At 64.9% G+C, this 25,088-nt stretch carries 25 protein-coding genes; 6 read left to right on the top strand and 19 right to left on the bottom strand.

Features of this window, described 5'->3' with window-relative positions:
* Positions 1-48: 48 nt before the first annotated feature.
* From U1H99_RS00270 to U1H99_RS00260, 3 genes are all read right to left on the bottom strand, one after another.
* The gene (locus U1H99_RS00270; RefSeq protein ID WP_323139792.1) at positions 49-1,290 is read right to left on the bottom strand and encodes an acetylornithine/succinyldiaminopimelate transaminase; all 1,242 of its coding nucleotides are present in this window, start codon (positions 1,288-1,290) and stop codon (positions 49-51) included.
* A gap of 200 nt (positions 1,291-1,490) precedes the next feature.
* Positions 1,491-2,432 carry a GlxA family transcriptional regulator gene (locus U1H99_RS00265; RefSeq protein ID WP_323139791.1) on the bottom strand — a complete coding sequence of 314 codons (942 nt, stop codon included), beginning with the start codon at positions 2,430-2,432 and terminating at the stop codon, positions 1,491-1,493.
* Between the two features lie 18 nt (positions 2,433-2,450).
* Complete coding sequence (locus U1H99_RS00260) at positions 2,451-3,362, bottom strand: DMT family transporter (protein ID WP_323139790.1); 912 nt, start codon at positions 3,360-3,362, stop codon at positions 2,451-2,453.
* Between the two features lie 178 nt (positions 3,363-3,540).
* Between U1H99_RS00260 and U1H99_RS00255 the strand changes: the two genes are divergently transcribed.
* Both U1H99_RS00255 and U1H99_RS00250 read left to right on the top strand, forming a co-directional pair.
* A complete protein-coding gene (locus U1H99_RS00255) occupies positions 3,541-3,822 on the top strand; it encodes a hypothetical protein (protein ID WP_141831183.1) in 282 nt (93 codons plus the stop codon).
* A 117-nt stretch (positions 3,823-3,939) separates the two neighbouring features.
* Positions 3,940-4,773, top strand: a complete 834-nt coding sequence (locus tag U1H99_RS00250) for an HDOD domain-containing protein (protein ID WP_323139789.1) — start codon at positions 3,940-3,942, stop codon at positions 4,771-4,773.
* A 340-nt stretch (positions 4,774-5,113) separates the two neighbouring features.
* On the opposite strand, the gene U1H99_RS00245 is transcribed toward U1H99_RS00250, so the two are convergent.
* From U1H99_RS00245 to queA, 6 genes are all read right to left on the bottom strand, one after another.
* On the bottom strand, positions 5,114-5,854 hold the full coding sequence (locus U1H99_RS00245) for a nidogen-like domain-containing protein (RefSeq protein WP_323139788.1): 741 nt from the start codon (positions 5,852-5,854) through the stop codon (positions 5,114-5,116).
* Positions 5,855-6,066: 212 nt separating this feature from the next.
* Entirely contained in the window at positions 6,067-7,086 is a 1,020-nt protein-coding gene (gene secF / locus U1H99_RS00240; protein WP_323139787.1) for a protein translocase subunit SecF, read from the bottom strand.
* 17 nt (positions 7,087-7,103) lie between these two features.
* Positions 7,104-9,032: a protein translocase subunit SecD gene (gene secD / locus U1H99_RS00235; RefSeq protein ID WP_323139786.1), complete on the bottom strand. Its 1,929-nt coding sequence runs from the start codon at positions 9,030-9,032 to the stop codon at positions 7,104-7,106.
* A gap of 60 nt (positions 9,033-9,092) precedes the next feature.
* The gene (yajC, locus tag U1H99_RS00230; protein WP_323139785.1) at positions 9,093-9,428 is read right to left on the bottom strand and encodes a preprotein translocase subunit YajC; all 336 of its coding nucleotides are present in this window, start codon (positions 9,426-9,428) and stop codon (positions 9,093-9,095) included.
* 123 nt (positions 9,429-9,551) lie between these two features.
* Positions 9,552-10,691, bottom strand: a complete 1,140-nt coding sequence (gene tgt / locus U1H99_RS00225) for a tRNA guanosine(34) transglycosylase Tgt (RefSeq protein WP_323139784.1) — start codon at positions 10,689-10,691, stop codon at positions 9,552-9,554.
* Positions 10,692-10,695: 4 nt separating this feature from the next.
* Positions 10,696-11,745, bottom strand: coding sequence for a tRNA preQ1(34) S-adenosylmethionine ribosyltransferase-isomerase QueA (queA, locus tag U1H99_RS00220; protein ID WP_323139783.1), 1,050 nt, complete (start codon positions 11,743-11,745; stop codon positions 10,696-10,698).
* A gap of 124 nt (positions 11,746-11,869) precedes the next feature.
* Here queA and recG point away from each other — a divergent pair, with 124 nt between their 5' ends.
* Positions 11,870-13,942: an ATP-dependent DNA helicase RecG gene (gene recG, locus U1H99_RS00215; RefSeq protein WP_323139782.1), complete on the top strand. Its 2,073-nt coding sequence runs from the start codon at positions 11,870-11,872 to the stop codon at positions 13,940-13,942.
* A gap of 130 nt (positions 13,943-14,072) precedes the next feature.
* On the opposite strand, the gene U1H99_RS00210 is transcribed toward recG, so the two are convergent.
* The 8 genes from U1H99_RS00210 to pyrC form a co-directional block, all read right to left on the bottom strand.
* A complete protein-coding gene (locus tag U1H99_RS00210) occupies positions 14,073-14,435 on the bottom strand; it encodes a hypothetical protein (protein ID WP_323139781.1) in 363 nt (120 codons plus the stop codon).
* 146 nt (positions 14,436-14,581) lie between these two features.
* Positions 14,582-14,935 (bottom strand): hypothetical protein, encoded by a 354-nt coding sequence (locus U1H99_RS00205; protein WP_323139780.1) that lies wholly within the window; start codon positions 14,933-14,935, stop codon positions 14,582-14,584.
* Between the two features lie 86 nt (positions 14,936-15,021).
* A complete protein-coding gene (locus tag U1H99_RS00200; protein ID WP_323139779.1) occupies positions 15,022-15,342 on the bottom strand; it encodes a hypothetical protein in 321 nt (106 codons plus the stop codon).
* 131 nt (positions 15,343-15,473) lie between these two features.
* Positions 15,474-15,785: a hypothetical protein gene (locus U1H99_RS00195; RefSeq protein WP_323139778.1), complete on the bottom strand. Its 312-nt coding sequence runs from the start codon at positions 15,783-15,785 to the stop codon at positions 15,474-15,476.
* A 136-nt stretch (positions 15,786-15,921) separates the two neighbouring features.
* Positions 15,922-16,305, bottom strand: coding sequence for a YggL 50S ribosome-binding family protein (locus tag U1H99_RS00190; protein ID WP_323139777.1), 384 nt, complete (start codon positions 16,303-16,305; stop codon positions 15,922-15,924).
* A gap of 9 nt (positions 16,306-16,314) precedes the next feature.
* The gene (locus U1H99_RS00185) at positions 16,315-17,310 is read right to left on the bottom strand and encodes a Gfo/Idh/MocA family protein (RefSeq protein WP_323139776.1); all 996 of its coding nucleotides are present in this window, start codon (positions 17,308-17,310) and stop codon (positions 16,315-16,317) included.
* Positions 17,307-18,119, bottom strand: a complete 813-nt coding sequence (locus U1H99_RS00180) for a DUF3025 domain-containing protein (RefSeq protein WP_323139775.1) — start codon at positions 18,117-18,119, stop codon at positions 17,307-17,309. Before U1H99_RS00180 ends, U1H99_RS00185 begins: the two co-directional genes overlap by 4 nt.
* Before the next feature lie 8 nt (positions 18,120-18,127).
* Positions 18,128-19,189, bottom strand: a complete 1,062-nt coding sequence (gene pyrC, locus U1H99_RS00175; protein ID WP_323139774.1) for a dihydroorotase — start codon at positions 19,187-19,189, stop codon at positions 18,128-18,130.
* A 112-nt stretch (positions 19,190-19,301) separates the two neighbouring features.
* Here pyrC and U1H99_RS00170 point away from each other — a divergent pair, with 112 nt between their 5' ends.
* The gene (locus U1H99_RS00170; protein WP_323139773.1) at positions 19,302-20,300 is read left to right on the top strand and encodes an Ldh family oxidoreductase; all 999 of its coding nucleotides are present in this window, start codon (positions 19,302-19,304) and stop codon (positions 20,298-20,300) included.
* A gap of 129 nt (positions 20,301-20,429) precedes the next feature.
* Here U1H99_RS00170 and U1H99_RS00165 read toward each other — a convergent pair whose 3' ends face one another.
* Positions 20,430-21,155: an amino acid ABC transporter ATP-binding protein gene (locus U1H99_RS00165; protein ID WP_323139772.1), complete on the bottom strand. Its 726-nt coding sequence runs from the start codon at positions 21,153-21,155 to the stop codon at positions 20,430-20,432.
* A 224-nt stretch (positions 21,156-21,379) separates the two neighbouring features.
* Here U1H99_RS00165 and U1H99_RS00160 point away from each other — a divergent pair, with 224 nt between their 5' ends.
* Entirely contained in the window at positions 21,380-22,651 is a 1,272-nt protein-coding gene (locus U1H99_RS00160; RefSeq protein WP_323139771.1) for a dicarboxylate/amino acid:cation symporter, read from the top strand.
* Positions 22,652-22,827: 176 nt separating this feature from the next.
* Complete coding sequence (locus U1H99_RS00155) at positions 22,828-23,904, top strand: type II asparaginase (RefSeq protein ID WP_323139770.1); 1,077 nt, start codon at positions 22,828-22,830, stop codon at positions 23,902-23,904.
* Positions 23,905-23,917: 13 nt separating this feature from the next.
* Here the strand turns inward: U1H99_RS00155 and U1H99_RS00150 are convergent, their stop codons facing one another.
* Complete coding sequence (locus tag U1H99_RS00150; RefSeq protein ID WP_323139769.1) at positions 23,918-24,970, bottom strand: porin; 1,053 nt, start codon at positions 24,968-24,970, stop codon at positions 23,918-23,920.
* Positions 24,971-25,088 lie beyond the last annotated feature (118 nt).

Raw genomic sequence — 25,088 nt, 5'->3', positions numbered from 1 at the left:
GCGGGGCCGGATGCATCCAGCCGCGCACTCGCTGTGCTCATTGACTTATCAGCCGGCCAGGAAAGCGTCGGCGGCCGCGCGCATGATGCGGTCGGCTTCCTCGATCTGGGCGTCGGACACGATCAGCGACGGCGCCAGGCGCACCACGTCCGGACCCGCGATCAGCAGCATCAGGCCGAGCTTCTCGGCGACCTTGGTGTAGTCCTTGGAACGGCCCTTGTGGGCGTCGGCCATCGGCAGGCCGATCAGCAGGCCCTTGCCGCGAGCCTTGCCGAACAGCTGCGGGTAGTCGGCGACCAGCTTGTCCAGGTTGGCGAACACCTTGGCCGACGCGGTGCGCACGCGCTCGAGGAAGGCCGGCTGGTTGATCTGCTCGATCACCGCCAGAGCCACCGTGGTGGCCAGCGGGTTGCCGCCGTAGGTGGTGCCGTGCGAACCGACAGCGAAGTACTGGGCGATCTCGTCCGTGGTCAGCATGGCGCCGATCGGGTAGCCGTTGCCCAGCGCCTTGGCCGAGGTCAGGATGTCCGGGGTCACGCCGGTGTTCATGTAATCGTAGAAGGTGCCGGTGCGGCCCACGCCGGACTGCACTTCGTCGAACACCAGCAGGGCGCCGGTCTGGTCGCACAGCTCGCGCAGCGCCTTCAGGAAGGCCGGATCGCCCGGGATCACGCCACCCTCGCCCTGGATCGGCTCGACGATCACGGCGGCGACGTCGTCGGTGATCGCGGCGCGCGCCGATTCGATGTCGTTGTAGTTGATGTGGTCGATGCTGGGGGGCAGCGGCTCGAAGCCTTCGGTGTACTTCGACTGGCCACCCACCGAGACGGTGAACAGGGTGCGGCCGTGGAAGGATGCGTAGCACGACACGATGCGCGACTTGTGCGCGCCGAACTTGCCGTGGGCGTACTTGCGCGCCAGTTTCAGGGCGGCTTCGTTGGCTTCGGCGCCCGAGTTGGCGAAGAAGGCGCGTTCGGCGAAGGTGGCGTCGATCAGGGCCGAGGCCAGGCGCAGCACCGGTTCGTTGGTGTAGCCGTTACCGACGTGCCACAGCGTGTTGGCCTGGCGCGTCAGCGCTTCCACCACGACCGGGTTGCAGTGACCCAGGCTGGAGACGGCGATGCCGGAGGTGAAGTCGAGGTAATGCTTGCCTTCCTGGTCCCACACGTCCAGGCCCGATGCGCGCACCGGCACCATCGCCGCCGGGGCGTAGGTCGGGACGAGGACCTCGTCGAAAGTCTGGCGCGTGACAGGCCGCGTGGTGACACCGGAATCGAGCTTGGCATTCATGACGTTGTTCCTCATCCAATTAAAGAGTCGCGCGAACTACAACAGCCGCGCCGAGCGTCCCATTATAGAAAGCCCATCCTTGCAGTTCTTTCCAATCTGCGACAGGCATTTTCATTTTTGGACGGACAACAAACCGGGTCAAAGCCCGATTCGGGGTCAGAGCACAATATTCTGCTCTGACCCCGAATTGAGATATGACTTTACTCGCTTAGTTTGCGCTGGCGCTCTTCGCGCGGGGTATTGCCGAACAGGGCGCCGAAGGCGGTCGAGAAATGCGAGCCAGAGGAGAAACCGCACATCAGGCCGACCTGCACGATCGAGGAGTTGGTGTCGCGCAGCAATTGGCGTGCGCGTTGCAGGCGCAGTTCGAGGTAATAGCGCGACGGCAAGCTGCCGAGGTATTGCTTGAACAGGCGTTCCAGCTGGCGCCGCGAGATGCCGACCAGTTGCGCGATCTCGTCGGTCGACAGCGGTTCCTCGATATTCGCTTCCATCAAGGTCACGGCCTCGGTCAGCTTCGGCTGCAGCGTGCCGAAACGCGCCTGCAAGGCTACCCGCTGGCGCTCTTCGGCGCCGCGCACGCGGTCGACGCACAGGATTTCCTTCACCTGGGCCTGGACCGTGGCGCCGAACAGGATGTCGACCAGGGTCAGGGCGAAGTCGAGGCTGGCGGCGCCGCCGCAGCAGGTCAGGCGCGCGCCGTCGATCTCGAACAGGTGCGGGCTGAAGGTCGACTGGTCGGCGATGGCGTCGGCATCCGGGTACAGCGACCACGGCAGCGCCGTGCGCGCGCCGTTCAGCACGCCCGTTTCGGCCAGCCACAGCACGCCGGCGCCGACGCCGCCCCAGCACGGTGCGCTGCGGCAGCGTTCGGCCAGTGCGCGCAGGTTGGCAGGGCGCAGGCCGGCTTCGGCTTCGTCAGCGACCAGCAGCACCAGTTGCCAGGGACGCAGCGATTCGCCGGCGAACTTGTCGGGACTGCGCACGTCGACATGCAGGCGCTGCGGTCCGACCAGGCGGGCGGCCAGGCGCAGCGGCTGGATCAGGCCCGACCAGGTCAGCGAGTCGGGTTCGCCGGCGTTCACCAGCAGCACGCGCAGCGGTGTCTCCTGCGCCAGGCGGGACAGTTCAGCGTGCTGCATTGACGTGGCTAAAACACATTACTCAGGGGCGAGCGCGGCGGCAGGCCGGCCTTCGGTATTCCATTGGCTGACTATCATACCGGAGATCAATAGTGCTGCTCCCAGCCAGCTGCGTCCGGTTATCGCCTCACCCAGCCAGAAAAAGCCGAAAAAGGCGGCGGCACCCGGCTCGAAGGCATAGATCACGGCCGCTTCGTTGGCGCCCGTGCGCGCCTGGCCCCAGGCCTGCATCGAGATGATGGCCGCGGTGCAGACCACGCCGAGATAGGCGAAATTCGGCCAGTACTGCGCCAGCTGGCTGCCAATCGATTGCCAGTAGTTGGCACCGTCCCCGGCCGCGCCCAGGCCCACCGGCACCTCGCGCGCCAGCAGCCACAGCGCGGCGCAGACGGCGACGGTGGCGATCTGGGCCGCGGTCACGCTCATCAGGCGCAGCGCCAGGCGCGTGCGGATTTCCATCACTTTCACGTAGATGCCGAAGCAGACCGCGCCCAGCAGCGCGAGGGTGTCGCCGCTGCCCCAGGCGCCGTCGTCCCAGCACAGCGCCGCCAGGCCGGCCAGCGCCAGCACCAGCGCGAGCAAGATGCGGCGTTCGGGCAGGCGTCCGCCGAGCACGCCCAGCAGGGGCACCACGAGTACGTTCAGGCCGGTGATGAAGGCATTGCGGTTGGAACTGGTCAGCGCCAGCCCTTCGACCTGGAACAGGTAGCAGAAAAACAACACCAAGCCGAGTATCACGCCGGATAGCAGGTCCGTGCGTCGCGCACGCCACAGGAAAGGTGACAGAATCAAGGTCGCCAGCGCAAACCGGACCAGGATGATCCACACCGGAGAAAACGTCGCGGTCAGGTCCTTCATGGCCGGGAAAGTCGTGCCCCAGACGAGAACGACGATGACGAGGGCGCACATGCCGCGCAGCTGCTGGTTCATGGTTGGAGCGATGGTGCCAGGTTGCAAGATCGGCTATGGTACCCGGTCAGCCGGTACGGTGGGATAGAAATGGATCGGCAGGCAAGATTGCCGCGGGCGGCTATAATCCCGCCATATCGCCGCTCCATGCAAGGTCACCCGGAGCGGCTGCCCCTCAGGAACAACAAAGGACACCCCCGTGAAAACTGCCCTGCTCGACGGTAAAAAGCCGGCCCATTTCGACAAGCACATCATCGGCAACCTGCTGCTCGACGTCGCCACCCCCGATGAAGTCCGCGAAGAACAGATGCTGATCGGCGTGCGCAACGAAGCCGGCGAGATCTATCGCCTGATCGGCGCTACCAAGCTGAACAGCTTCATGAACGCGGTCGAGGAATTGTTCGACCTCGGCCTGGTCGACGAGCTGCAGGATACCGAAGAGCCGAAGGAAGGCTGCGACGCCATCTTCAGCGAACCTTGATGTCCAGATAAGCCAGATCATAATCGTACGGCAGCCGGGCGGCCCCGCCCCGCTGCCCTAGCATCTTCCCCGCATTTCCCGGCAAACCCAGCTGTTTATTGGCGGTATAATTTTCCAATGGACACAACCGACGCCCTCAAGAGCATCGCTGCCCAGGTCGCACGCGGTGACCTCAGCTTCCCCACGAACGTCGCTGCCACGCTCAAGCTGCAGCACGCGCTCAATGACCCCGACTGCCATATCGACGACGCCGCACGACTTGTGCAGACCGAGCCGCTGCTGGCCGCGCGCACGGTCGCGATCGCGAATGCAGCCGCCTATAACCGCAGCGGCCAGGACGTGACCAACGTGCGCGCCGCCGTGCAGCGGGTCGGTTTCCGCACCCTCGGCGCGCTGGCGGCGGCGGTGATCGTGCGCCAGCTCGCCAGCGGCATCACCGACGCCGGCCTGCGCGCCAAGGCCGACCAGCTGTGGCAGCACTCGGCCCAAGTCGCCGCCCTGTCCCAGGTGATCGCCAAGCGCGTCTCCAACGTCGATCCGGAAACGGCGATGTTCGCCGGCATCGTGCATGAAGTCGGCGGCTTTTACGTGCTGTCGCGCGCGGCCGAGTTCCCCGGCCTGCTGGAAGGCGGCGCCGACGATTGGATCGAGCATGGCGAAGTCGAGATCGGACGCGGCGTGCTGCTCAAGCTGGGTGTGCCGGCGCCGGTGATGGGCGCGATCGAAGCGCTGTGGAACGGCATGCGCGCGCTGCCGCCGGAGACCCTGGGCGACACGCTGCTGCTGGCCAACGACCTATGCCCGGTACCGTCGCCGCTGCTGGAGCGCCCCGGTATGGCCGGCCTGCGCAGTGCCGCCACCATCGATTTCACGGTGGGTGAAGGCACGCTGGCCCGGATCCTCGAAGAATCGGCAGAGGAAGTGCGCGGCCTGAGCGCCGCCCTGTCCTGACGGGCAAAAAAAACCCGCTACGGAAGCGGGTAAAGTCCAAAACTAGGGATGTCCTGAAAGAGACGAGTCCATATTAGTTCCGCTAATAGACACGCTCTGTGCGCTGCCTCACACTTGTTAAATTTTTTGACGTTTGTTTGATCCAGCGCGTAAAAGTCATATCTGGAGCAAGAAGGCGGCAATAAGTTACCAAACAAGCTGGACAAAAAAAAACCCGCTCCGATAACGGAACGGGTGAAGTCCAAAACTAGGGATGTCCTGAAAGAGACGAGCCAATGTTAAAACACGCTCGAGCACGTCTCTGTGCGTCATTTCACACAAAAAAGATCTTTGTTCTCGTTCAAGCGGTTTTACGGCGGCGTGCCGCAATGCAGCCTGCGAGGCCGAGCCCCAGCAGGGCGATACTGGCAGGCTCCGGCACTTCCACCGGGATGCCGTTATTCAGGTTGAAGAACTGCGGCGGGCTGTTGCTCAGCGTGGTGCCGGGCACGTTGTAGGCAAACGATTTCTCGCCCGCGTTCACGCTTTCCAGGCCATCGCCGAAGCCGGCCGCTACCATCGCGGTGGAGCCTATATCGCCGTAGTACACACCGATCTGTCCGCTGCCGGCCGGGACGCTGAACTGGTCGGAACGCACGACGATCTGGAACGTGTTGCGCTGGCTGTAGTTGACCGAGAAAATGCCGACCTTTTCCCAGGTGATGACCAGCTCTCCCGGGTTCGCCGCATTGACATAGATGTTCGATGCATCGTCGCCCCGTGTATCCAGGTCGGAGTACAAGGCAGCGATCATCGGGGCCAGGGTCTGGGTATCCAGTGGCGCCGGCGTAAAGCTGGTACGCTGCGTCCCGAAGGTGACATACCCGTTCGAGCCGACGTACAGCGAATTGTAGTTTTTGCCGAAAAAGTTGATCGACTGGCCCGTACCCGAAAAACGCAAGGCGTCGCTGGCGCAATCATCGCAGTTGCTGAGCGTCTCCAGCTGGGTCCCATACGACGTGGTGTACAGGCTGGCGTGTGCCGGCACGGAGGCGATCAGGCCAAGGCTTGCGGCACATGCTGCCTGCAAAAGCGTTTTCATCTGGAATCCCTAGTTGTTATAGCGAAAAATTTATTGATGCAAGAAATATGCCGCCAGTAAATTCTTTTAGGAATCAACAGATTAAATATGCGGTCGGAATACGATGTAAGTTTTTCCGACAGGCATTTACAAAGCACGCCATACCATGGCAACAATAAAAAACGCCACGACTAGCGTGGCGTTTTCATGTGGCGCAAACCGGAGCGTATCGCTTACACGACGGCGCCGTCGGTTTCGTCGCGTTCCTTGACCGGCTTGATCAGGTCTTCGCGCTTCACGCCCAGCCACATGGCGATGGCCGCCGCCACGAACACCGACGAGTAGATACCGAACAAAATGCCGATGGTCAGCGCGACGGCGAAGAAGTGCAGTGCCTGGCCGCCGAAGAACAGCATCGACAGCACCATCATCTCGGTACAGCCGTGGGTGATGATGGTACGCGAAATGGTGCTGGTGATCGCGTGGTCGATGACCTCGGTCACGCTCATCTTGCGCTGCTTGCGGAAGGTTTCGCGGATCCGGTCGAAGATCACGACCGATTCGTTGACGGAATAGCCCAGCACCGCCAGGATCGCCGCCAGCACGGTCAGCGAGAATTCCCATTGGAAGAAGGCGAAGAAGCCGAGGATGATCACCACGTCGTGCAGGTTGGCGATGATCGCCGCCACCGCGAACTTCCACTCGAAGCGCACGGCCAGGTAGATCATCACGCCCACCACCACCATGATCAGCGCGTTCAGGCCATTCTGGGCCAGCTCGTCGCCGACCTGGGAACCGACCGAATCCACGCGCTGCAGTTTCACGACTTCGGCGCCGGCCGCGTTGACGCAGCTGGTGCGGGTGATGTTTTCACCCTTGTCGGTGGTTTCCTGGATCTGCTTCGGGGTGCCGCTTTCCGATGCGCACAGGGCGTTGAATACGGTTGCCGATGGCGCCACACTGGTGGTGTTCTTGGCCGGCGGCAAACGCAGCATGATATCGCTGGCGGTGCCGAAGCTGGTCACCACCGGCTCGTAGTGCAGCTGTTCCAGGGTGTGGCGGATCTTGTCCTGATTGGCCGCGTGGTTATAGCGCAGCTCCATCGTGGTGCCGCCGGTGAACTCCACCGAGTAGTTCAGGTTCTTGGTCAGCAGGAAGAACACCGCCGCGACGAAGGTCAGCGCCGAAATCACGTTGAAAATCAACGCGTGGCGCATGAACGGGATGTCCCGCTTGATCTTGAAAAATTCCATGATTGCTCTCGCTTACCTTATTTCTTCACGACCGGCTTGGTGCCGGCGCTGGTGCCAGTCCCTGCGGTGGCGGTGGCGCTGTTGCCAGAACCAGCGCTCCACACGGTACCGATTGCCAGCTTGCCCAGTTTCTTACCGCGGCGGCCGTACCACAGGTTGACCACGCCGCGCGACAGGAACACTGCCGAGAACATCGAGGTCAGGATACCCAGGCAGTGGACGACCGCGAAGCCGCGCACCGCGCCCGAGCCGAACACCAGCAGTGCCAGGCCGACGATCAGTGTGGTGACGTTCGAGTCCAGGATGGTGGCCCAGGCGTGCTCGAAGCCGGCCGCGATCGCCGCCTGCGGGGTATTACCCGCACGCAGCTCTTCACGAATACGCTCGTTGATCAGCACGTTGGCGTCGATCGCCATACCCAGTGCCAGCGCGATTGCCGCGATACCCGGCAGGGTCAGCGTTGCCTGCAGCATCGACAGCAGGGCCAGAAGGAACAGCAGGTTGCAGGCCAGCGCGATCACGCTGAAGAAACCGAACAGCTGGTAGTAGATGATCATGAAGATCGCGATGGCGACAAAGCCCCACAGGGTCGAATGCAGGCCCTTGGAGATGTTCTCGGCGCCCAGTTGCGGGCCGACCACGCGTTCCTCGACGAATTCCATCGGTGCCGACAGAGCGCCGGCGCGCAGCAGCAGCGCGGTTTCGGCCGCCTTCTGCGGCGATTCCAGGCCGGTGATGCGGAAGCGCGAACCCAGTTCTTCCTGGATGTTCGGTGCCTGCAGCACGATGTACTTGTTCTTTTCCTTCAGCAGCACGGCCATGCGCTTGCCGACGCGCGGGCGGGTCGCTTCGCGCATCTTGCGGCCGCCGTCGCCGTTCAGGTCGATGCTGATGGCGGGACGCTGGTTTTCGTCGAAGCTGGCGCTGGCGCTGGCGATGTAGTCGCCGGTCAGCACCACGTCCTTGTACACGACGACCGGTGCGGCCGGGCCGTCCTTGAACAGTTCCGAGTTCAGCGGGATGGCGGCGGAAAGTTCGGTACCCGGGGTGATCGAATCGTCGACCATGCGGAATTCCAGGGTCGCGGTGCGGCCGATGATGTCCTTCGCATGGGCCACGTCCTGCACGCCCGGCAATTGCACGATGATACGGTCCTTGCCCTGCTGCTGAATCACCGGCTCGGACACGCCCAACTCGTTGATACGCTTGGACAGGGTCGAGATGTTCTGCTTGACGCCCTCTTCCACCACGCGCTGCAGCGCGTCCGGCTTCATGGTGACGAGCAGTTTCAGGTCGGTGCCGTCGGCGGCTTCGGTGAACACCAGGTCGCTGTTCTGGTTGGCCAGCACGCTGCGCGCTTTGGCGCGGGTATCGGCGTCGCGGAACTTGATCTCGATGTTGTTGCCGACGCGGTCGATGCCGGCGTGGCGCACGTTCTGGTCGCGCAGCTGGGAACGGGCCGCGGCCTGGATACCCTTGATGCGGGTTTCCTGGACCGCCTTGCCGTCCACCTGCAGCAGGAAGTGCACGCCGCCGCGCAGGTCGAGGCCGAGGTTCATCGCCTTGGCGCCCAGCTTCTGCATCCAGACCGGGGTGTTCTTGACCAGGTTGACGGTCACGGTGTAGTCGGGGTCGGCCTGGTCGCGGTTGAGGTCACGCTCGAGCGCCAGCTTGGCCTTGAACTGGGCGTCGGTGCTGTTGAAGCGGGCCAGCACCGCGCTGGTGTCGCCGGCGCCTTCCAGGCTGACCTGTTCGGCAGGCACGCCGTCGCGCTTGAGCGTGTCGGCCACCTGGGTGACGGTGTCGCTGTTGACCCGGACGGTGGCCTTGCCGGTGGTGATCTGCAGTGCCGGCGAGTCGACGAAGTAGTTGGGCGAGGTGTACAACAAGCCCAGCATTACTGCCACCAGGATCAGTATGTATTTCCAGAGGGGATAGCGATTCATGATGTTCCAGCGTTCAAGAATGGGCAGGTGCGCTCGATCGTCGACCGGCGCGGCCGGCTGTTACAGCGACTTCAGGGTGCCCTTCGGCAGCAGCGCGGTGACGGCGCTCTTCTGCACCACCATTTCGGTGCCGGCAGCGACTTCGATGGTCACATAGCCTTCGCTGACCTTGGTCACGCGGCCGAGGACGCCACCGACGGTGATGACTTCGTCGTTCTTGGCCAACGCATCCATCATCGTGCGCAGTTCTTTCTGGCGCTTCTGTTGCGGGCGGATCATCAGGAAATACATGAGCACGAACAGGATGACGAACGGGCCGTACATGCCCAGAGTGCCCATGATGCCCGGATCGGCGGCGGCACCAGCGGTTTGCGCGTAAGCGTTGGAAATGAACACAAAGACTCCGATTCTAAGTATAAAAGGTAAAAATTAAGCGCTGTATTCTAGCACCCGTGGTTCGGCGCGGGCCATTACCATCATGTAGTAATGACATGCCTGATTGCAAGAGATTGCAAAAATTTAAACGCCACGGGCCCGATCCGCATTGAACTGCAAGCGGAATTCATGGAAGCGATCCGCATCAATCGCGTCGCGGATTTCCTGCATCAGGTTCAAGTAATAGTGCAGGTTGTGGATGGTATTCAGGCGCGCCCCCAAGATTTCCTTCGAGCGGTGCAGGTGGTGCAAGTACGCTCGCGAAAAGTTTTTGCAGCAGTAGCAAGTGCAGGATTCGTCCAGCGGCGCCTGGTCGTCCTTGTAGCGCGCATTCTTGATCTTGAGGTCGCCGAAGCGGGTAAACAGCCAGCCGTTGCGCGCGTTGCGGGTCGGCATCACGCAGTCGAACATGTCGACGCCGTTGGCCACGCCGGCCACCAGGTCTTCCGGCGTGCCGACGCCCATCAGGTAGTGCGGCTTGTTCTCGGGCAGGCGCGGCCCGACGTGCTCGAGGATGCGCATCATGTCTTCCTTCGGCTCGCCGACCGACAGGCCGCCGATCGCCAGGCCCGGGAAGTTGATGTCTTCCAGGCCGGCCAGCGATTCGTCGCGCAGGCGCTCGTACATGCCGCCCTGGACGATGCCGAACAGCGCGTTCGGATTCTCGCCGGCCTTGAACTCGTTCATCGAACGCTGGGCCCAGCGCAGCGACATGCGCATCGACTTGGCGGCTTCCTCGCTGGTGGCCGGACGGCCGTCGATTTCATACGGGGTGCATTCGTCGAACTGCATCACGATGTCGGAATTCAGCGAGCGCTGGATCTGCATCGAGATTTCCGGCGACAGGAACTGGCGCGAACCGTCGATCGGCGAAGCGAACTTGACGCCTTCTTCCGTGATCTTGCGCATCGCGCCCAGCGAGAATACCTGGAAGCCGCCGGAGTCGGTCAGGATCGGCTTGTCCCAGCCCATGAAACCGTGCAGGCCGCCGAATTTATCCAGCACCTGGGTGCCCGGGCGCAGCCACAGGTGGAAGGTATTGCCGAGGATGATCTGCGAGCCGACTTCTTTCAGTTCGTTCGGGTCCATCGCCTTGACCGAGCCGTAGGTGCCGACCGGCATGAAGATCGGGGTCTCGATGGTACCGTGGTTCAGTTTTAAACGGCCGCGGCGGGCGTGCGACAGGCCGCTCGTGTCTTTCTTGAGGAGGGTAAATTCCAGCATGTAATTAAATAGTGTTGGTTGCGCGTGCCTGCGTGGTCAACAGCATAGCGTCGCCATAGCTGAAGAAGCGGTATTCGCTGGCGATCGCGTGCGCGTAGGCGCTGCGGATGGCGTCGTAGCCGGCAAAGGCCGAGACCAGCATCATCAGCGTCGACTTGGGCAGGTGGAAATTCGTGATCAGGCGGGTCACCGTCTTGAACAGGTAGCCCGGGGTGATGAACAGGCGGGTGTCGCCGCTGCCGGCCTGCAGGGCGCCGCTCTGCGACGCCGACTCCAGCGCGCGCAGCGAGGTCGTGCCGACCGCGACCACGTCGCGGCCCGCGGCCTGGGCGGCGGCGACCAGTTCCACGGTCTCTTGCGGAATCGTGTACCACTCGCTGTGCATGTTGTGCTCGGCCAGGTTCTCGACCCGCACCGGCTGGAAGGTGCCGGCGCCCACGTGCAGCGTCACGTAGGCGATGGTGACGCCCTTGGCGGCCACGCGGTCCAGCAGCGGCTGGTCGAAGTGCAGGCCGGCGGTCGGCGCGGCAACCGCGCCCGGCTCCTTGGAATACACGGTCTGGTAGCGCTGCTCGTCGAAATCGTCGGCATCGTGCTCGATGTAGGGCGGCAGCGGCAGGCGGCCGTGGGCCTCGATCAGCTCGAACACGTCGCCACGCTCCTCCTCCGGAATGTGCAACGTGAAAAATTCGCCTTCGCGTTCGCCGACGCCGACCTCGAAGGCGTCGGCCAGGCGGATTCGGGTGCCCGGCTTGGGCGACTTGGAAGCCCGCACCTGCGCCAGCACCGTGCGCGGATCGAGCACGCGCTCGACCAGCACCTCGACCTGGCCGCCGGTGTCCTTCTGGCCGAAGAAGCGGGCCTTCAGCACGCGGGTATTGTTCATCACCAGCACGTCGCCGGCCTGCAACTGGTCGACGATGTCGGAAAAATGGCGGTCCGTGATGCGGTCGCCGTCCAGCTGCAGCAGGCGCGACGCGCTGCGGTCCGGCAGCGGCACCTGGGCGATGCGCTCGGGCGGCAGGTCAAAATCGAAATCGGAAAGGGAATACATTCTGCTCTTCTTTGGAATCATCGCTGCCCCCTTTACAATAGAGGCTCAAGCGTGTACGGCGAACCTTCTATTTTACCCCTGATTTCCGGCGGGAGGGCCGCCGACATGCATCAACAAGCCTTTTATGCCCGCCACCAAAGCCAAAGCCGCACCGACACCGGCAGCGAAAAACATCGAAGCCAAGCTCGCCAAGCTCGGCCTGCGCACCGACATGGACCTGGTTCTGCACCTGCCGATGCGCTACGAAGACGAGACCGAGATCGTCCCGATCCGCGAAGCCTGCCTGCGCGGCGGCCACGTGTCGCAGGTCGAAGGTGTCGTGATCAAGAATGAAATCAGCTACAAGCCGAGGAAGCAGCTGCTGGTATCGATCGCCGACGAGACATCGGACATCCAGCTGCGCTTCATGAATTTCTACGGCAGCCAGGTCAAGCAGCTGGCCGAAGGCACGCGCGTGCGCGCCCGCGCCGAAGTGCGCCACGGCTTCTTCGGTGCCGAGATGGTGCACCCGGTGTATAAAATCGTCAACGAAGGCGCGCCGCTGCCGACCTCGCTGACGCCGGTGTACCCGGCCGGCGAAGGCCTGTCGCAGACCATTCTGCGGCGCGCGATCAACGATGCGATGAAGCGGGTCGAATGGCAGGACACGGTGCCGCCGTCGGTGCGCACGCGCCTCAACCTGGCCGAGTTCCAGCCGGCGGTGCGCCTGCTGCACTACCCGCCGGCCGACGTCGACACCCATGCGCTGATCGAGCGCAGCCACCCGGCCTGGACCCGCGTGAAATTCGACGAGCTGCTGGCCCAGCAGCTGTCGCTGAAGCGCGCACAGCAGGCCCGCCGGGAAAAGGGCGCGCCGCACCTGCGCACGGTGGGTGCGCTCTCGACCGCTTTCCTGGAAACGCTGCCGTTCAAGCTGACGGATGCCCAGGCGCGCGTGGTCAAGGAAATCAGTGTCGACCTGCGCGAAGGTTACCCGATGCAGCGCCTGCTGCAGGGCGACGTCGGCAGCGGCAAGACCGTGGTCGCCGCGCTGGCGGCGGCCCAGGCCATCGACAGTGGCTACCAGGCCGCGCTGATGGCGCCGACCGAGATCCTGGCCGAACAGCACTTCCGCAAGATCGCCGCCTGGATGGAACCGCTGGGCGTCAAAGTCGCCTGGCTGACCGGCAGCCTGAAGAAAAAGGAAAAGCAGGCGGCCAACGAGATGGCCGAAACCGGCGCGGCCAACCTGGTGATCGGCACCCACGCATTGATCCAGGACTCGGTGCAGTTCGCGAAGCTGGGCCTGGTGCTGGTCGACGAGCAGCACCGCTTCGGCGTCGGCCAGCGCCTGACCTTGCGCAATAAAGGCAGCGACGGCCTGGTGCCGCACCAGTTGATGATGTCGGCCACGCCGATCCCGCGCACGTTGGCGATGACCTATTACGCCGACCTCGAAGTATCGGTCATCGACGAACTGCCGCCGGGCCGCACGCCGATCGTCACGCGCGCAATCGACCAGAACCGGCGCGACGAAGTGATCGAACGCGTGCATGCGGCCGCGCTCGAGGGCCGCCAGGCGTACTGGGTCTGTCCATTGATCGAGGAATCGGAAGCGCTGCAGCTGCAGACCGCCACCGACACCTTCGAGACCCTGGCCGCTTCCCTGCCCGACCTCGTGGTCGGCCTGGTGCACGGGCGCATGAAGCCGGCCGAAAAGCAGGTGATCATGGATGCCTTCTCCGCCGGCCACGTGCACGTGCTGGTGGCGACCACCGTGATCGAGGTCGGCGTCGACGTGCCCAACGCGTCATTGATGGTGATCGAGCACGCCGAGCGCTTCGGCCTGTCGCAGCTGCACCAGTTGCGCGGTCGCGTCGGGCGCGGCTCGGCGGCCAGCGTGTGTTTGCTGCTGTACCAAAGCCCGCTCGGCCACGTGGCCAAGCAGCGCCTGATGACGATGCGCGAGACCACCGACGGCTTCGAGATCGCGCGGCGCGACCTGGAAATCCGCGGCCCCGGCGAATTCCTGGGCGCGCGCCAGTCGGGCGAAGCGATGCTGCGCTTTGCCAACCTGGAGACCGACCAGTGGATCGTGGAACAGGCGCGCGACGTGGCGCAGTGGCTGCTGGATGCGGGGACGCCGGAGGCGGAGGCGATCGTGGATGCGCACCTGCAAAGGTGGCTTGGGGGGCGTGAGGAGTTTCTGAAGGTTTGAGGCGTGGCCTCAAATAACACTGGCGCGTATACATCGCCCCTGCGAAGGCAGGGGCCCAAGGTTGTAGGCGCTTCGTTAGCGCAGAACTTGGACCCCTGCCTTCGCAGGGGCGACGTGCTAACGCTACTGGTTACTTGGCAGGCGTCGCAGCAGCCACCGTGGTGTGCGCCGCTGCCTTGTGATGGGCCTTCGCCGCCTTGTGCTCGGCCTTGGCTTCCTTCACCTCGGCCTTGGCTTCGGCCTTGGTCTCTTTCGCATCCGCCTTGGCTTCCTTCACTTCGGTCTTGGCGGTCTGCTTGGCTTCCTTCACGTCGGCCTTGGCCGCAGCCTTGGTCTCTTTCACTTCAGCCTTCGCGGCCTGCTTTTCGTGCTTGGCTTCCGCCTTGGCGGCCGCCACGGTGGTGGCAGCCGGGGTGGTCGCCGGTGCCGGGGTCTGGGCGAATGCTGCGGTTGCGAACAGGCCGGCGATCAGGGTAGCGATGGTCTTTTTCATGATGAATGGTCCTTAGTTTCGTTTTCGGTTGCAGCGCACGTTCATCGTGTCGCCTGTCCATAAAACTTGGCACCTCATCGCCCTGTTGACGGCCTTTACAAACGCTTACCGCGCTGACAGATGCTTACAACTCAGCCGTATACGCCTCATTCGACCTTGGTCAGCTCCACCCCATCCACCGTCATCTTCCACTTGCCGCCTTCGCGGTGCGGCGGCTTGCTGACCACGAAGGTGGAGCGCACCAGGCTGAAACCGACGTCGAAGTTGTCGCCGTTGAAACCTTGCAGGTCGACGTTCAGGTTCAGGTTCTTGCCCGGCTGCTTGCGCGCGTATTCGACGTGGCCATCCGGCTTGAGATGGATGCGCATGTCCTGGCCGCGCCAGTCGCCGACGTAGGCCGCCTTGTCGGCGGGGACCGGCACCGGGTCGGCGAAGCTGGGGGCAGCGACAAGGGCGCCGGCCAGCAGGCAGGCGGTGGACATGGCGGCGCGGCGGAGCATGGGTTTTCCCTGATGAGTCACGGTGACCGTCAAAGTATCGTGCCGGCCACGCGCGCCGTCAAAGCAAACCGCGTATGCATGCGTGGTCAAATGGCGACAGCGCCTGCAGGCGCCGCCGCCGTGCTGGCCGTCGTGTTGTGCTCATCGACCGGCATCTTGTCCTTGTCCTTCGGCTTGGCCGGTGCAGCTTTCCTGGCCTTCTTGGGCGCCGCTTTCTTTTCGCCCTTGGCAGCGGCCTTGGCGGCATTCTTCTCGTGCGCAGCCTGCGCCTTCGCGACTTCGGGCGGCACGGCCGATTGCGGCGCCGCCGTCGCCGGGGCGGCTGCGGGCGGCGTGGCCTGGGCAAAGGCGCTGCCGGCGCACAGGCCGGCGAGCATGGTCACGATGGTCACGATGTTTGGTTTCATGATGCGACTCCTCATGGCGTTGGGGTACCAGGCAGCTTCATCGTATCACCGGCGACCGCAGGACGACCACAGGCCTAATAAAAAAAGCCCGCGCGGCGAACCGGCGCGGGCTTGTCGTGGAGCGTGAGGTATTACTTGCTGGCCGGGGCAGCGCTGCCGGCCTCGACCGCACCATTGCTGGCCGAACCGGCAGTCGTGCCCTGCGCGTCAGACGGCATTTTCGCCTTGGACTTGGTCGCGGCGTGCTTCTTGGCAGTGTGCTTGGTGGTCGCTTTGTGGGCGACCGGACTGTCCTTGGCATCCGAACCGCCGTCCTGCTTGTCCTGGCCGGCCGCCGGCATGGCGGTCGGCGCTGCCGATGCGGTGGTCGGGGCGGTGGTAGTCTGGGCAAAGGCGGCGGTAGCGAACAGACCGGCGATCAGGGTAGCGGCGATTTTTTTCATGATGGTGCGTCCTTGGGTGAAATACGGTTGGTGCACATGAACGTGTCACATGGCCCTACAACGCAGTCCCGGCCGCCCCTGTTGACCGCGCTTACAAACGCTTACGGCGCTGACAGGTGCTTACATCTGCCGCGATCTACGCTGCCTTCGGCTCGTAGCCGTACCAGGCGTCGAACAGGTGGCTGGCCTTGGCATCCTTGACTTCCGGGCGGGCACGCAGCCACGTCACCACGGTCTCGATATCCGCTTCGCCGGCCGAGCCACGCTCGGCCCGGGCCACGATGCCGCCGGTTTCCAGCAGCGGCATGCGCCCGCCGAAGCCGCCTGCCAGCAGGCCGTGCGTGTCCAGGAAATTCGAGAATGCGCTCAGGAAATCATCATAGGGTTCGCCGTCCATCGGGCTGGCGAACACCAGGTCGACTTCGAAGCTCAGTTCCTGGAATTCGGCGACGCGCTGCTTCTTGCGCTGGCGCGGGCTCAGGCGCCGCACGCGGCAGTTGGCGCAGGGGTTCTTTTTCATGGTCTTCCTTTATTGGTTGAACAGCGCGTCGGCTGCATACTTCAGCCCGATCTGGCGGCGGATCTCGTCCATCACGCCCATCAGGGCCAGGGTGTCGTCGTGGGTCATACCCGGGCTTTCGATCAGGCCGGCCTGCCAGCAGCGCTGGGCCTCGATCGCTTCGTGCACATAGCCGTTGCCCAGGTAGGGCGTGGCCACGGTGCGGGCGACGCCATCCAGGCGCGTCACGGTCACGGTCTGGGCGTGGTGGAACTTGGTGTTCATGCGTACGCGGCCCAGGTCGCCGGCGATCGTCAGTTCGCTCGGCAGGTGTGCGCGCAGCGAGCAGCTGCAGCTGGACATGCCGCCGCCCCGGTGCTTCAGCACGAAGCTGGTCTGCTCGTCGACGCCGGTGGCGCCGATGTCGGCCTGCGCCACCACCGATTCGACCGGTCCCAGCAGTGCCACCGCGATCGACAGCGGGTAGATGCCGATGTCGAGCAGCGCGCCGCCGCCCAGTGCCGGATTGAACAGGCGGTGCTCGGGACCGGCCTGCGCGACAAAGCCGAGGTCGGCGATCACCTGCACCGCCTTGCCGATCTCGCCGGATTCCACGATGCGGCGCACCTCGGCCAGGCCCGGCAGGTAGCGCGACCACATCGCTTCCATCAGGAACAGGTTTTTGGCACGCGCCAGCGCCACCAGCTGCTCCGCCTCGGCGCGGTTGACAGTGAACGCCTTTTCGCACAGCACGCCCTTGCCCGCTTCCAGCGCCATGCGCACGTTCTCGAAGTGCATCGGGTGCGGCGTGCCGACGTAGATCAGGTCGATGTCGGCCGCCTGCGCCAGTGCTTCATAGGAGCCGTAAGCCGTGCCACCGAACTCCTGGGTGAACGCCTGCGCGCTCTCCTGCGTGCGCGAGCCGACGCCGGCCAGCACCGCATCCGGCGTATCCTTCAACGCATTGGCAAAGGCCTTGGCGATCCGGCCGGTGCCGAGAATGCCCCATCGTACGCTTGCGGTCATTTTTTCTCCTTCTTGGGTCTGAATACGGTCTCGTCGAGATAAAACGCTGCATCCTGTTCCGGCCACCAGCCGGGCACGCCCAGCACCTGCAGCGGCGTGAAGGCGGCGGTCGTCAAGCCCTCGGCCGCCAGGCTGCCGGCCAGGGTCTGGTCGATCCAGTCGCGCCGTTCCTGCCATCCCAGGGCGAACCAGGCGTCGCCCGCGAATAGCACGCGCGTGTGGGCGGTGATCGCCTTGCGCGGCGCGACCAGCTTTTCCATCAGCGCGTGGCCGAACAGCCAGACCTGGGCATCGGCGAGGAAGCGCACGCGCCCGGCGTGCAGGACCTCGTGCCAGCGGTGCGTGCGCAAGCCTTCGGCCAGCGCCCGGCCGCCGTCGTTGTCGCGCACCACCAGCAGCGCGGCGTTCTCGTCGAACAGGGTGGCGGCATCGCGCGCCGGGCCACGCGACTTGCCGACGCCGGCGGCCGCGATCTGCGCCGCCTGCAGCGCATTCAGCTCGCGCTTGATGAGCGGGAAGGTCTGCCACACGAGGCCATTGAAGAAATCGTGCAGGTTGTCGCGCGTCGGCACGCCGCCCGTGGTGCCGATGAAGGCTTCGTAGGCGGTGCCGGGCGGCAGGTCGTCCTGCGGCACGAAGCGGATCGGCAACCCGCGGTGGTTCTGCAGCCCGAGGCGCGTGGCGTTGGCGTTGAACGCATCGATGAAGCCCGCGCCGGCAACGACGTCACCGCGCAGGCTGTCCCAGGCGGGACGCACCGCGTCATACCACGGGCGCGCCCAGTCGATCTCCGCGATGTGCGGGACCATGCGCCGGCTTACACCATCTTCCAGCCGATTTGCTCGCCGGCGTTCAGCGGCACCAGCTCGTGCTCGCCCATCGGCACGGTGGCCGGCAGGGTCCAGTTTTCGCGCTTGAGGGTAATGGTGCCCTGGTTGACCGGCAGGTCGTAGAAGTTCGGGCCGTTCAGGCTGGCGAAGGCTTCCAGCTTGTCCAGCGCGCCGGCTTCGTCGAAGGCGGTGGCGTACAGTTCCATCGCGTGCAGCGCGGTGTAGCAGCCGGCGCAGCCGCAGCTGGCTTCCTTGGCATGCAGCGCGTGCGGGGCCGAGTCGGTGCCGAGGAAGAAGCGCTCGTCACCGCTGGTTGCCGCCGTTACCAGCGCCAGGCGGTGTTCTTCGCGCTTGAGCACCGGCAGGCAGTAGTAATGCGGGCGGATGCCGCCGCGGAAGATCTCGTTGCGGTTGTACAGCAGGTGGTGCGCGGTGATGGTAGCGGCGATCGGACCTTCGGCTTCGGCCACGTACTGGGCGGCGTCGCGCGTGGTGATGTGCTCGAACACGATCTTGAGTTCCGGGAAATCGCGGCGCAGCGGACGCATCACGCGCTCGATGAACACGGCTTCGCGGTCGAACAGGTCGATCTCATTATCCGTGACTTCGCCGTGCACCAGCAGCGGCATGTCGAGTTCCTGCATCACTTCCAGCGTCTTGTAGCACTTGCGCAGGTCGGTCACGCCGGCCGCCGAATTGGTGGTGGCGCCGGCCGGGTACAGCTTGACGGCGTGGATGAAGCCGGTGTCGACCGCGCGGCGGATTTCGTCCGGATCGGTGTTGTCGGTCAGGTACAGCGTCATCAGCGGCTCGAAGCTCATGCCCTGCGGCAGGGCGGCCAGGATGCGCTGGCGGTAGTCGGCAGCGGCGGCGGCGGTGGTGACCGGCGGTTTCAGGTTCGGCATCACGATCGCGCGCGCGAACTGGCGGGCGGTGTGCGGCAGGACATCGGCCAGCGTGGCGCCGTCGCGCAGGTGCAGGTGCCAGTCGTCGGGGCGGGTGATAGTAAGGGTATCGATGCGGGTGTCGGGGGATTCGATGATGGACATGGCGGTTCTCGGATTGCGGACGGCGATATTCTACCCCGTGGACATCGCCCGGAGCACACCTCATGGCGCACTCGTGATCTAATGCCGGCTCGCCACCGAGACAGGATTTTTCATGCCGACACGCAGCATTACCGAATTGACCACCCTCGCCACCGACGCCCTGGTGCGCGCCGGCGCCGGGCGCGCCATGGCCGAATCCACCGCGCGTGCGCTGGTCGCGGCCGAAGCCCAGAACCTCAGCTCGCACGGCCTGTCGCGCGTGCCGCAATACTGCTCGCACCTGGCCAGCGGCCGGGTCGACGGCCAGGCCGTGCCACGCGTGCAGCAGACCCGCCCCGCCGCCCTGCTGGTGGATGCCGCCGACGGCTTTGCCTTTCCGGCCTGCGAACTGGCAGTGCAGGAAGCGATCCGCTCGGCGCGCGCATGCGGCGCCGCCTTTGCCGGCGTCACCAACAGCCACCACTCCGGCGCCGCCGCCCTGCAGCTGGCACCGGTGGCCGCCGCCGGCATGGTCGGCCTGGCATTTTCGAATTCGCCCGGCGCGATGCCGGCCTGGGGCGGCAAGCGGCCGCTGTTCGGCACCAACCCGATCGCCGCCGTGTTCCCGCGCCGTGACGCATCTCCCCTGGTGATCGACCTGTCGCTGTCGAAGGTCGCGCGCGGCAAGCTGATGGTGGCCAAGCAGGAGGGCCGCAGCATTCCCGAAGGCTGGGCGCTGGACAAGGACGGCAACCCGACCACCGATCCGGCCGAAGGCATGGAGGGGATGATGCTGCCGGCCGGCGGCGTCAAGGGCGCGATGCTGGCGCTGGTGGTCGAGCTGCTGTGCTGCGCGCTGACCGGGGCCTCGTTCGGCTTCGAGGCCGATTCCTTCTTCCCGGCCGAAGGCAACCGGCCGCGCATCGGCCAGGCCTTCCTGGTGATCGACCCGGCGGCGCTGGCCGGCGGCGAGGTGTTCCACGCCCGGATCGAGACGCTGGTGGAGGCGATGCTGGTGGACGAGGACGTGCGCCTGCCGGGGTCGCGGCGCGAGGCGCTGGCGGATCGCGCCGGCGTCGAGGGCATCGCCGTGCCGGCCGCGCTGCTGGCGCAGCTGGAAGCGCTGGCGTAGGATGGGCACCCCGTGCCCACGCGCGACGCATGCATGCATCGTATCGGCCTGTGTCGCAGGCGCCAACATCGTGCGAACGTTTGCGTGGGCACCGGGTGCCCACCCTACCGGGGTTGGCGGTCCCTATTATTAATGGATGATCCGCGACAGGAACTCGCGCGCCCGCTCCGACTTCGGAGCCTCGAAAAACGCTTCCTTGGCGCTGTCCTCGACGATGCGGCCGCCATCCATGAACAGCACGCGGTCGGCCACCTTGCGCGCAAAGCCCATTTCGTGGGTGACCACCATCATGGTCATGCCGTCGCGCGCCAGGCCGACCATCACGTCCAGCACCTCGCCCACCATCTCCGGGTCGAGCGCGGACGTCGGTTCGTCGAACAGCATGGCCACCGGATCCATCGCCAGCGCCCGCGCGATCGCCACCCGCTGCTGCTGGCCGCCCGAGAGCTGGGCCGGGAACTTGTCCTGGTGCGCCAGCAGGCCGACCCGCTCCAGGTATTGCAGGGCGTTGGCGGTGGCCTCGTCGCGCGAGCGTTTCAGCACTTTCATCGGCGCGAGGGTCAGGTTGTCGCGGACCGACAGGTGCGGGAACAGTTCGAAATTCTGGAACACCATGCCGATGCGCGCGCGCAGCGCCGGCAGGTCGGTGCGCGGGTCGCCGACCTCGATGCCGTCGACGCGGATGCTGCCCTGCTGGAAGGACTCGAGGCCGTTGACGGTCTTGATCAGGGTCGACTTGCCGGAACCGGACGGGCCGCACACCACCACGACGTCGCCGCGCGCCACCCGGGTGCTGCACCCATCGAGCACCCGGAAGGCGCCGTACCATTTGCTGACCCCATCGATTTCGATCATCTGCTTTCCTTGCATTGTCGTGCATTTACAAAGACTTGCGCGTGCTTGACAGCACCATCAACGCCTAGGATACTGCGGAACTTGTCAATATCATCAGCTTAACGGCACCGCTCGGAACCACCCGCATTCTGTCCCGGATTTTGCCTGAAACTTGGGAGGAACAGGACGGACGATCTTCTCCTGAACCCCTGCCCTACTGCGCCGCCATCACCAGAGGAAGCAATATGACCAATCGAAACCGCCTCACCACCTACATCCTCGTAGGCCTGGTGCTGGGCATCGTCGTCGGCTACGTCGCGAACACGAACATGGCCGATCCGGCCGGCTTCGCCGACAAGATGTCGCTGGTGACCACGCTATTCCTGCGCCTGATTAAAATGATCATCGCGCCGCTGGTGTTTGCCACGCTGGTGGTCGGCATCGCCAAGATGGGCGACGCCAAGGAAGTCGGCCGCATCGGGGTCAAGGCGCTCGGCTGGTTCATCATCGCTTCGCTGCTGTCGCTGACCCTGGGCCTGATCCTGGTTAACATCTTCCGTCCGGGCGACGCGATGGCGCTGTCCGGACACCTGCCGGCGGCCACCGCCTCTTCCGGCATCACCACTGCCGGCTTCACCCTGAACGATTTCGTCACCCACCTGGTGCCGGCCTCGATCGTCGACGGCATGGCCAAGAACGAAATCCTGCAGATCGTGATCTTCTCGATCTTCTTCGGCACCGGTGCCGCCGCCGTCGGCGCCCGCGCCACCCCGCTGATCGACGCCATCGACGGCGTCGCCCACGTGATGCTGAAGGTGACCGGCTACGTGATGAACTTCGCACCCTTCGCGGTGTTCGCAGCGGTCGCCAGCACCATCGCCAAGAGCGGCGTCGGCGTGCTGGCCACCTATGGCCTGTTCATGGGCGAGTTCTACCTCAGCATGGTGCTGCTGTGGATCGTGCTGATCCTGATCGGCATCCTGTTCGTGGGCCCGCGCATCCTCAAGCTGCTTGGCCTGCTGCGCGAACCGACCATCCTGGCATTCACCTGCGCCTCGTCGGAAGCCGCCTTCCCGAAAACCCTGGAAGGCCTCGAGCGCTTCGGCGTGAAGAACCGCCTGGCCGCCTTCGTGCTGCCGATCGGTTACTCGTTCAACCTGGACGGCTCGATGTTGTACTGCACCTTCGCGACCATCTTCATCGCCCAGGCCTACGGCATCGAACTGCCGCTGTCGACCCAGCTGACCATGATGCTGGTGCTGATGCTGACCTCGAAGGGCATCGCCGGCGTGCCGCGCGCCTCGCTGGTCGTCATCGCCGCCACCCTGAACCAGTTCCACATCCCGGAAGCCGGCCTGCTGCTGCTGCTCGGCATCGACCACTTCCTGGACATGGGCCGCTCGGCCACCAACGTGATCGGCAACGGCATCGCCACCGCGGTGGTGGCGAAGTGGGAGGGCGAACTGGGCCAGCCGGTCGCCGAAGAGAAGGATATGTCGACGGCGACGCTGCGCTGATCCGGCACTGAACCAGACAAGGCTTTCCCGAAGTGGAAAGCCTTTTTTTATGAACGCAGCATCCGAACGTCGCCCCTGCGCAGGCAGGGGTCCAAGTTTTACGACCCGCCACGAACTTGGGCCCCTGCGCAGGCAGGGGCGACGATATATTTAGTTATCAGTCCAAGGAGATACTCATGATCCGGAATCCCGCGCGCACCCTGTTCGCGCTCTTCCTCTGCCTGTTCGCCCTCGCCGCCCAGGCCCAGACCACCGCCGCCAGGCTGCCGCGCGTGGTCATCCTCGCCACCGGCGGCACCATCGCCGGCACCGGCGCCACCAGCACCACCACGGTCGGCTACACCGCCGCCACGGTCGGCGTCGATGCCCTGATCAAGGCCGTGCCCGAGCTGCAGAAGGTGGCCCAGGTCAGCGGCGAGCAGGTGTTCCAGATCGCCAGCGAAAACATGGGCAACGAGCAGTGGCTGACGCTGGCCAAGCGCGTCAACGCGCTGCTGGCCAAGCCGGACGTCGACGGCATCGTGATCACCCACGGCACCGATACCATCGAGGAAACCGCCTACTTCCTGAACCTGGTCGTCAAGAGCAGGAAGCCGGTGGTGGTGGTCGGCGCCATGCGGCCGTCGACCGCGATCTCGGCCGACGGTCCGATCAACCTGTACAACGCGGTGCTCACCGCCGGCAGCCAGGAAGCGGTCGGCAAGGGCGTGCTGGTGGTGCTGAACGACCAGATCAACGCCGCGCGCGAAGTCACCAAGACCAACACGGTCACCACCGACACCTTCAAATCGCCGGAACTGGGCATGCTCGGCTACGTGGTCGGCAACCAGCCGCACTTCTACCGCGCCTCGACCCGCAAGCACACCGCGGATACCGAGTTCGACGTGTCGAACCTGACCTCGCTGCCGCAGGTGGACATCGCCTACAGCTACGCCAACGTCGGCCCGACCGCGATCAACGCGCTGGTGGCGGCCGGTGCCAAGGGCCTGGTGCATGCCGGCGTCGGCGACGGCAGCCTGCCGACCAAGGTGCGCCCTGCCCTGTCGAGCGCGCGCAAGAACGGCGTGGTCATCGTCCGCTCGAGCCGCGTCGGCCAGGGCATCGTGGCCCGCAACGGCGAAGCCAACGATGACGAGCTGGACTTCGTGGTGTCGGATACCCTGAATCCGCAAAAGGCACGCATCCTCCTGATGCTGGCGCTGACGAAGACCACCAGCACCAAGGACATCCAGCGGATGTTCACTACCTATTGATCCGTCCCCCGGTTCAGAACGTGTGCATCAAGCCCAGCGACACCCCGCGCTGGGACGTCTGCTTCGACGGCACCAGCGCGCCGCTGTAGCGGTTGAGGTCCAGCTCCGCGTAGATATTGCTGCGCTTGGAGAACGCATACACGCCGCCCAGCAGGTACAAGGTGCGGCTGCCTCCGTCGACCAGGCCGTCGTAGTCCGAACGGTAGACGGCGGCGGTCAGCGCCACCGGCCCGTTCACCTGGTAGCTGGCGCCGCCGAACACCGTGCGGTTCTGGTAGATGCCGGCGCCGCCGGCGGTTTCCTGGCGCTCGCGCGATACCCCCGCCTTGACAGTCAAGTCCTTCGCCTTGTAGCCGCCGCCCACGATCCAGGCGCGGTTGCCGAGGCCCGCCGTGGTCTGCTTGTAGGTGTAGGCGCCGCCCGCCAGCACCGGGCCACCGGCGTACAGGACGCCCAGCGCCTGGGCCGTGCCCCGGGACCGGTCTTCGGCGTTTTCGCCCGGCGCGTGCTCGGCGCGCAAGGTCCACGGCCCGAAGGTGCCGGTGTACTGGATGTCGTTGTTGAAGCGCGTACCCGACGACGAGGAAGCGCCCAGGCCGGCGGTCCGGGCCGCCGCCGGCAGGGTGGTGCCAGCGCCCGAGGACAGCGGCACGATGCCGGTGTAGTGGTGGTCGTAGGGATCGAGGAACAGTTCGGTGCGAAAGCCGATCGTGTACTGGCGGCCCAGGTCGATGTAGCCCCATTTGCCGCCCAGCCCGACCGAGGCGGTACGGTTGAACAGCACGTTGTTGGTGTTGTCCAGCGCGCCCGACTTGCTGGAAAAGCCGCTCTCGAGGCGGAAGCGCGCCTTGAGTCCATTGCCGAGGTCTTCTTCGCCGCGAAAGCCGAGGCGGTTCGAGAAGGAGTTACCGGAACCCATCGTCAGCTGGCCGTTGCCGGCGGCATCCACATTGGTCTGGTAGCGCAGGCCGGCGTCGATGGCGCCGTAGATGGACACCGTCGATTGGGCGAACGCCGCGGCGGGCAGCATCCATGCCACCGCCAGCGTCGGAAGAAATTTGTTCATGGCTGTCTCGTTGTATGTTTTATAGGTAGCGCGGCCGGCAGCAGGCGCGCACGCCCTTCTCCGCGGGCTGCCGGTGCCGATGCTTGGGAAAAGCGGCGGCCGCCTGGCCGCCGCGTGC

The sequence above is a fragment of the Massilia phyllosphaerae genome (assembly GCF_034659755.1).
In the GTDB taxonomy this organism is placed as follows: domain Bacteria; phylum Pseudomonadota; class Gammaproteobacteria; order Burkholderiales; family Burkholderiaceae_D; genus Telluria; species Telluria phyllosphaerae.
This window is presented reverse-complemented; position numbering and strand designations above follow the sequence as displayed.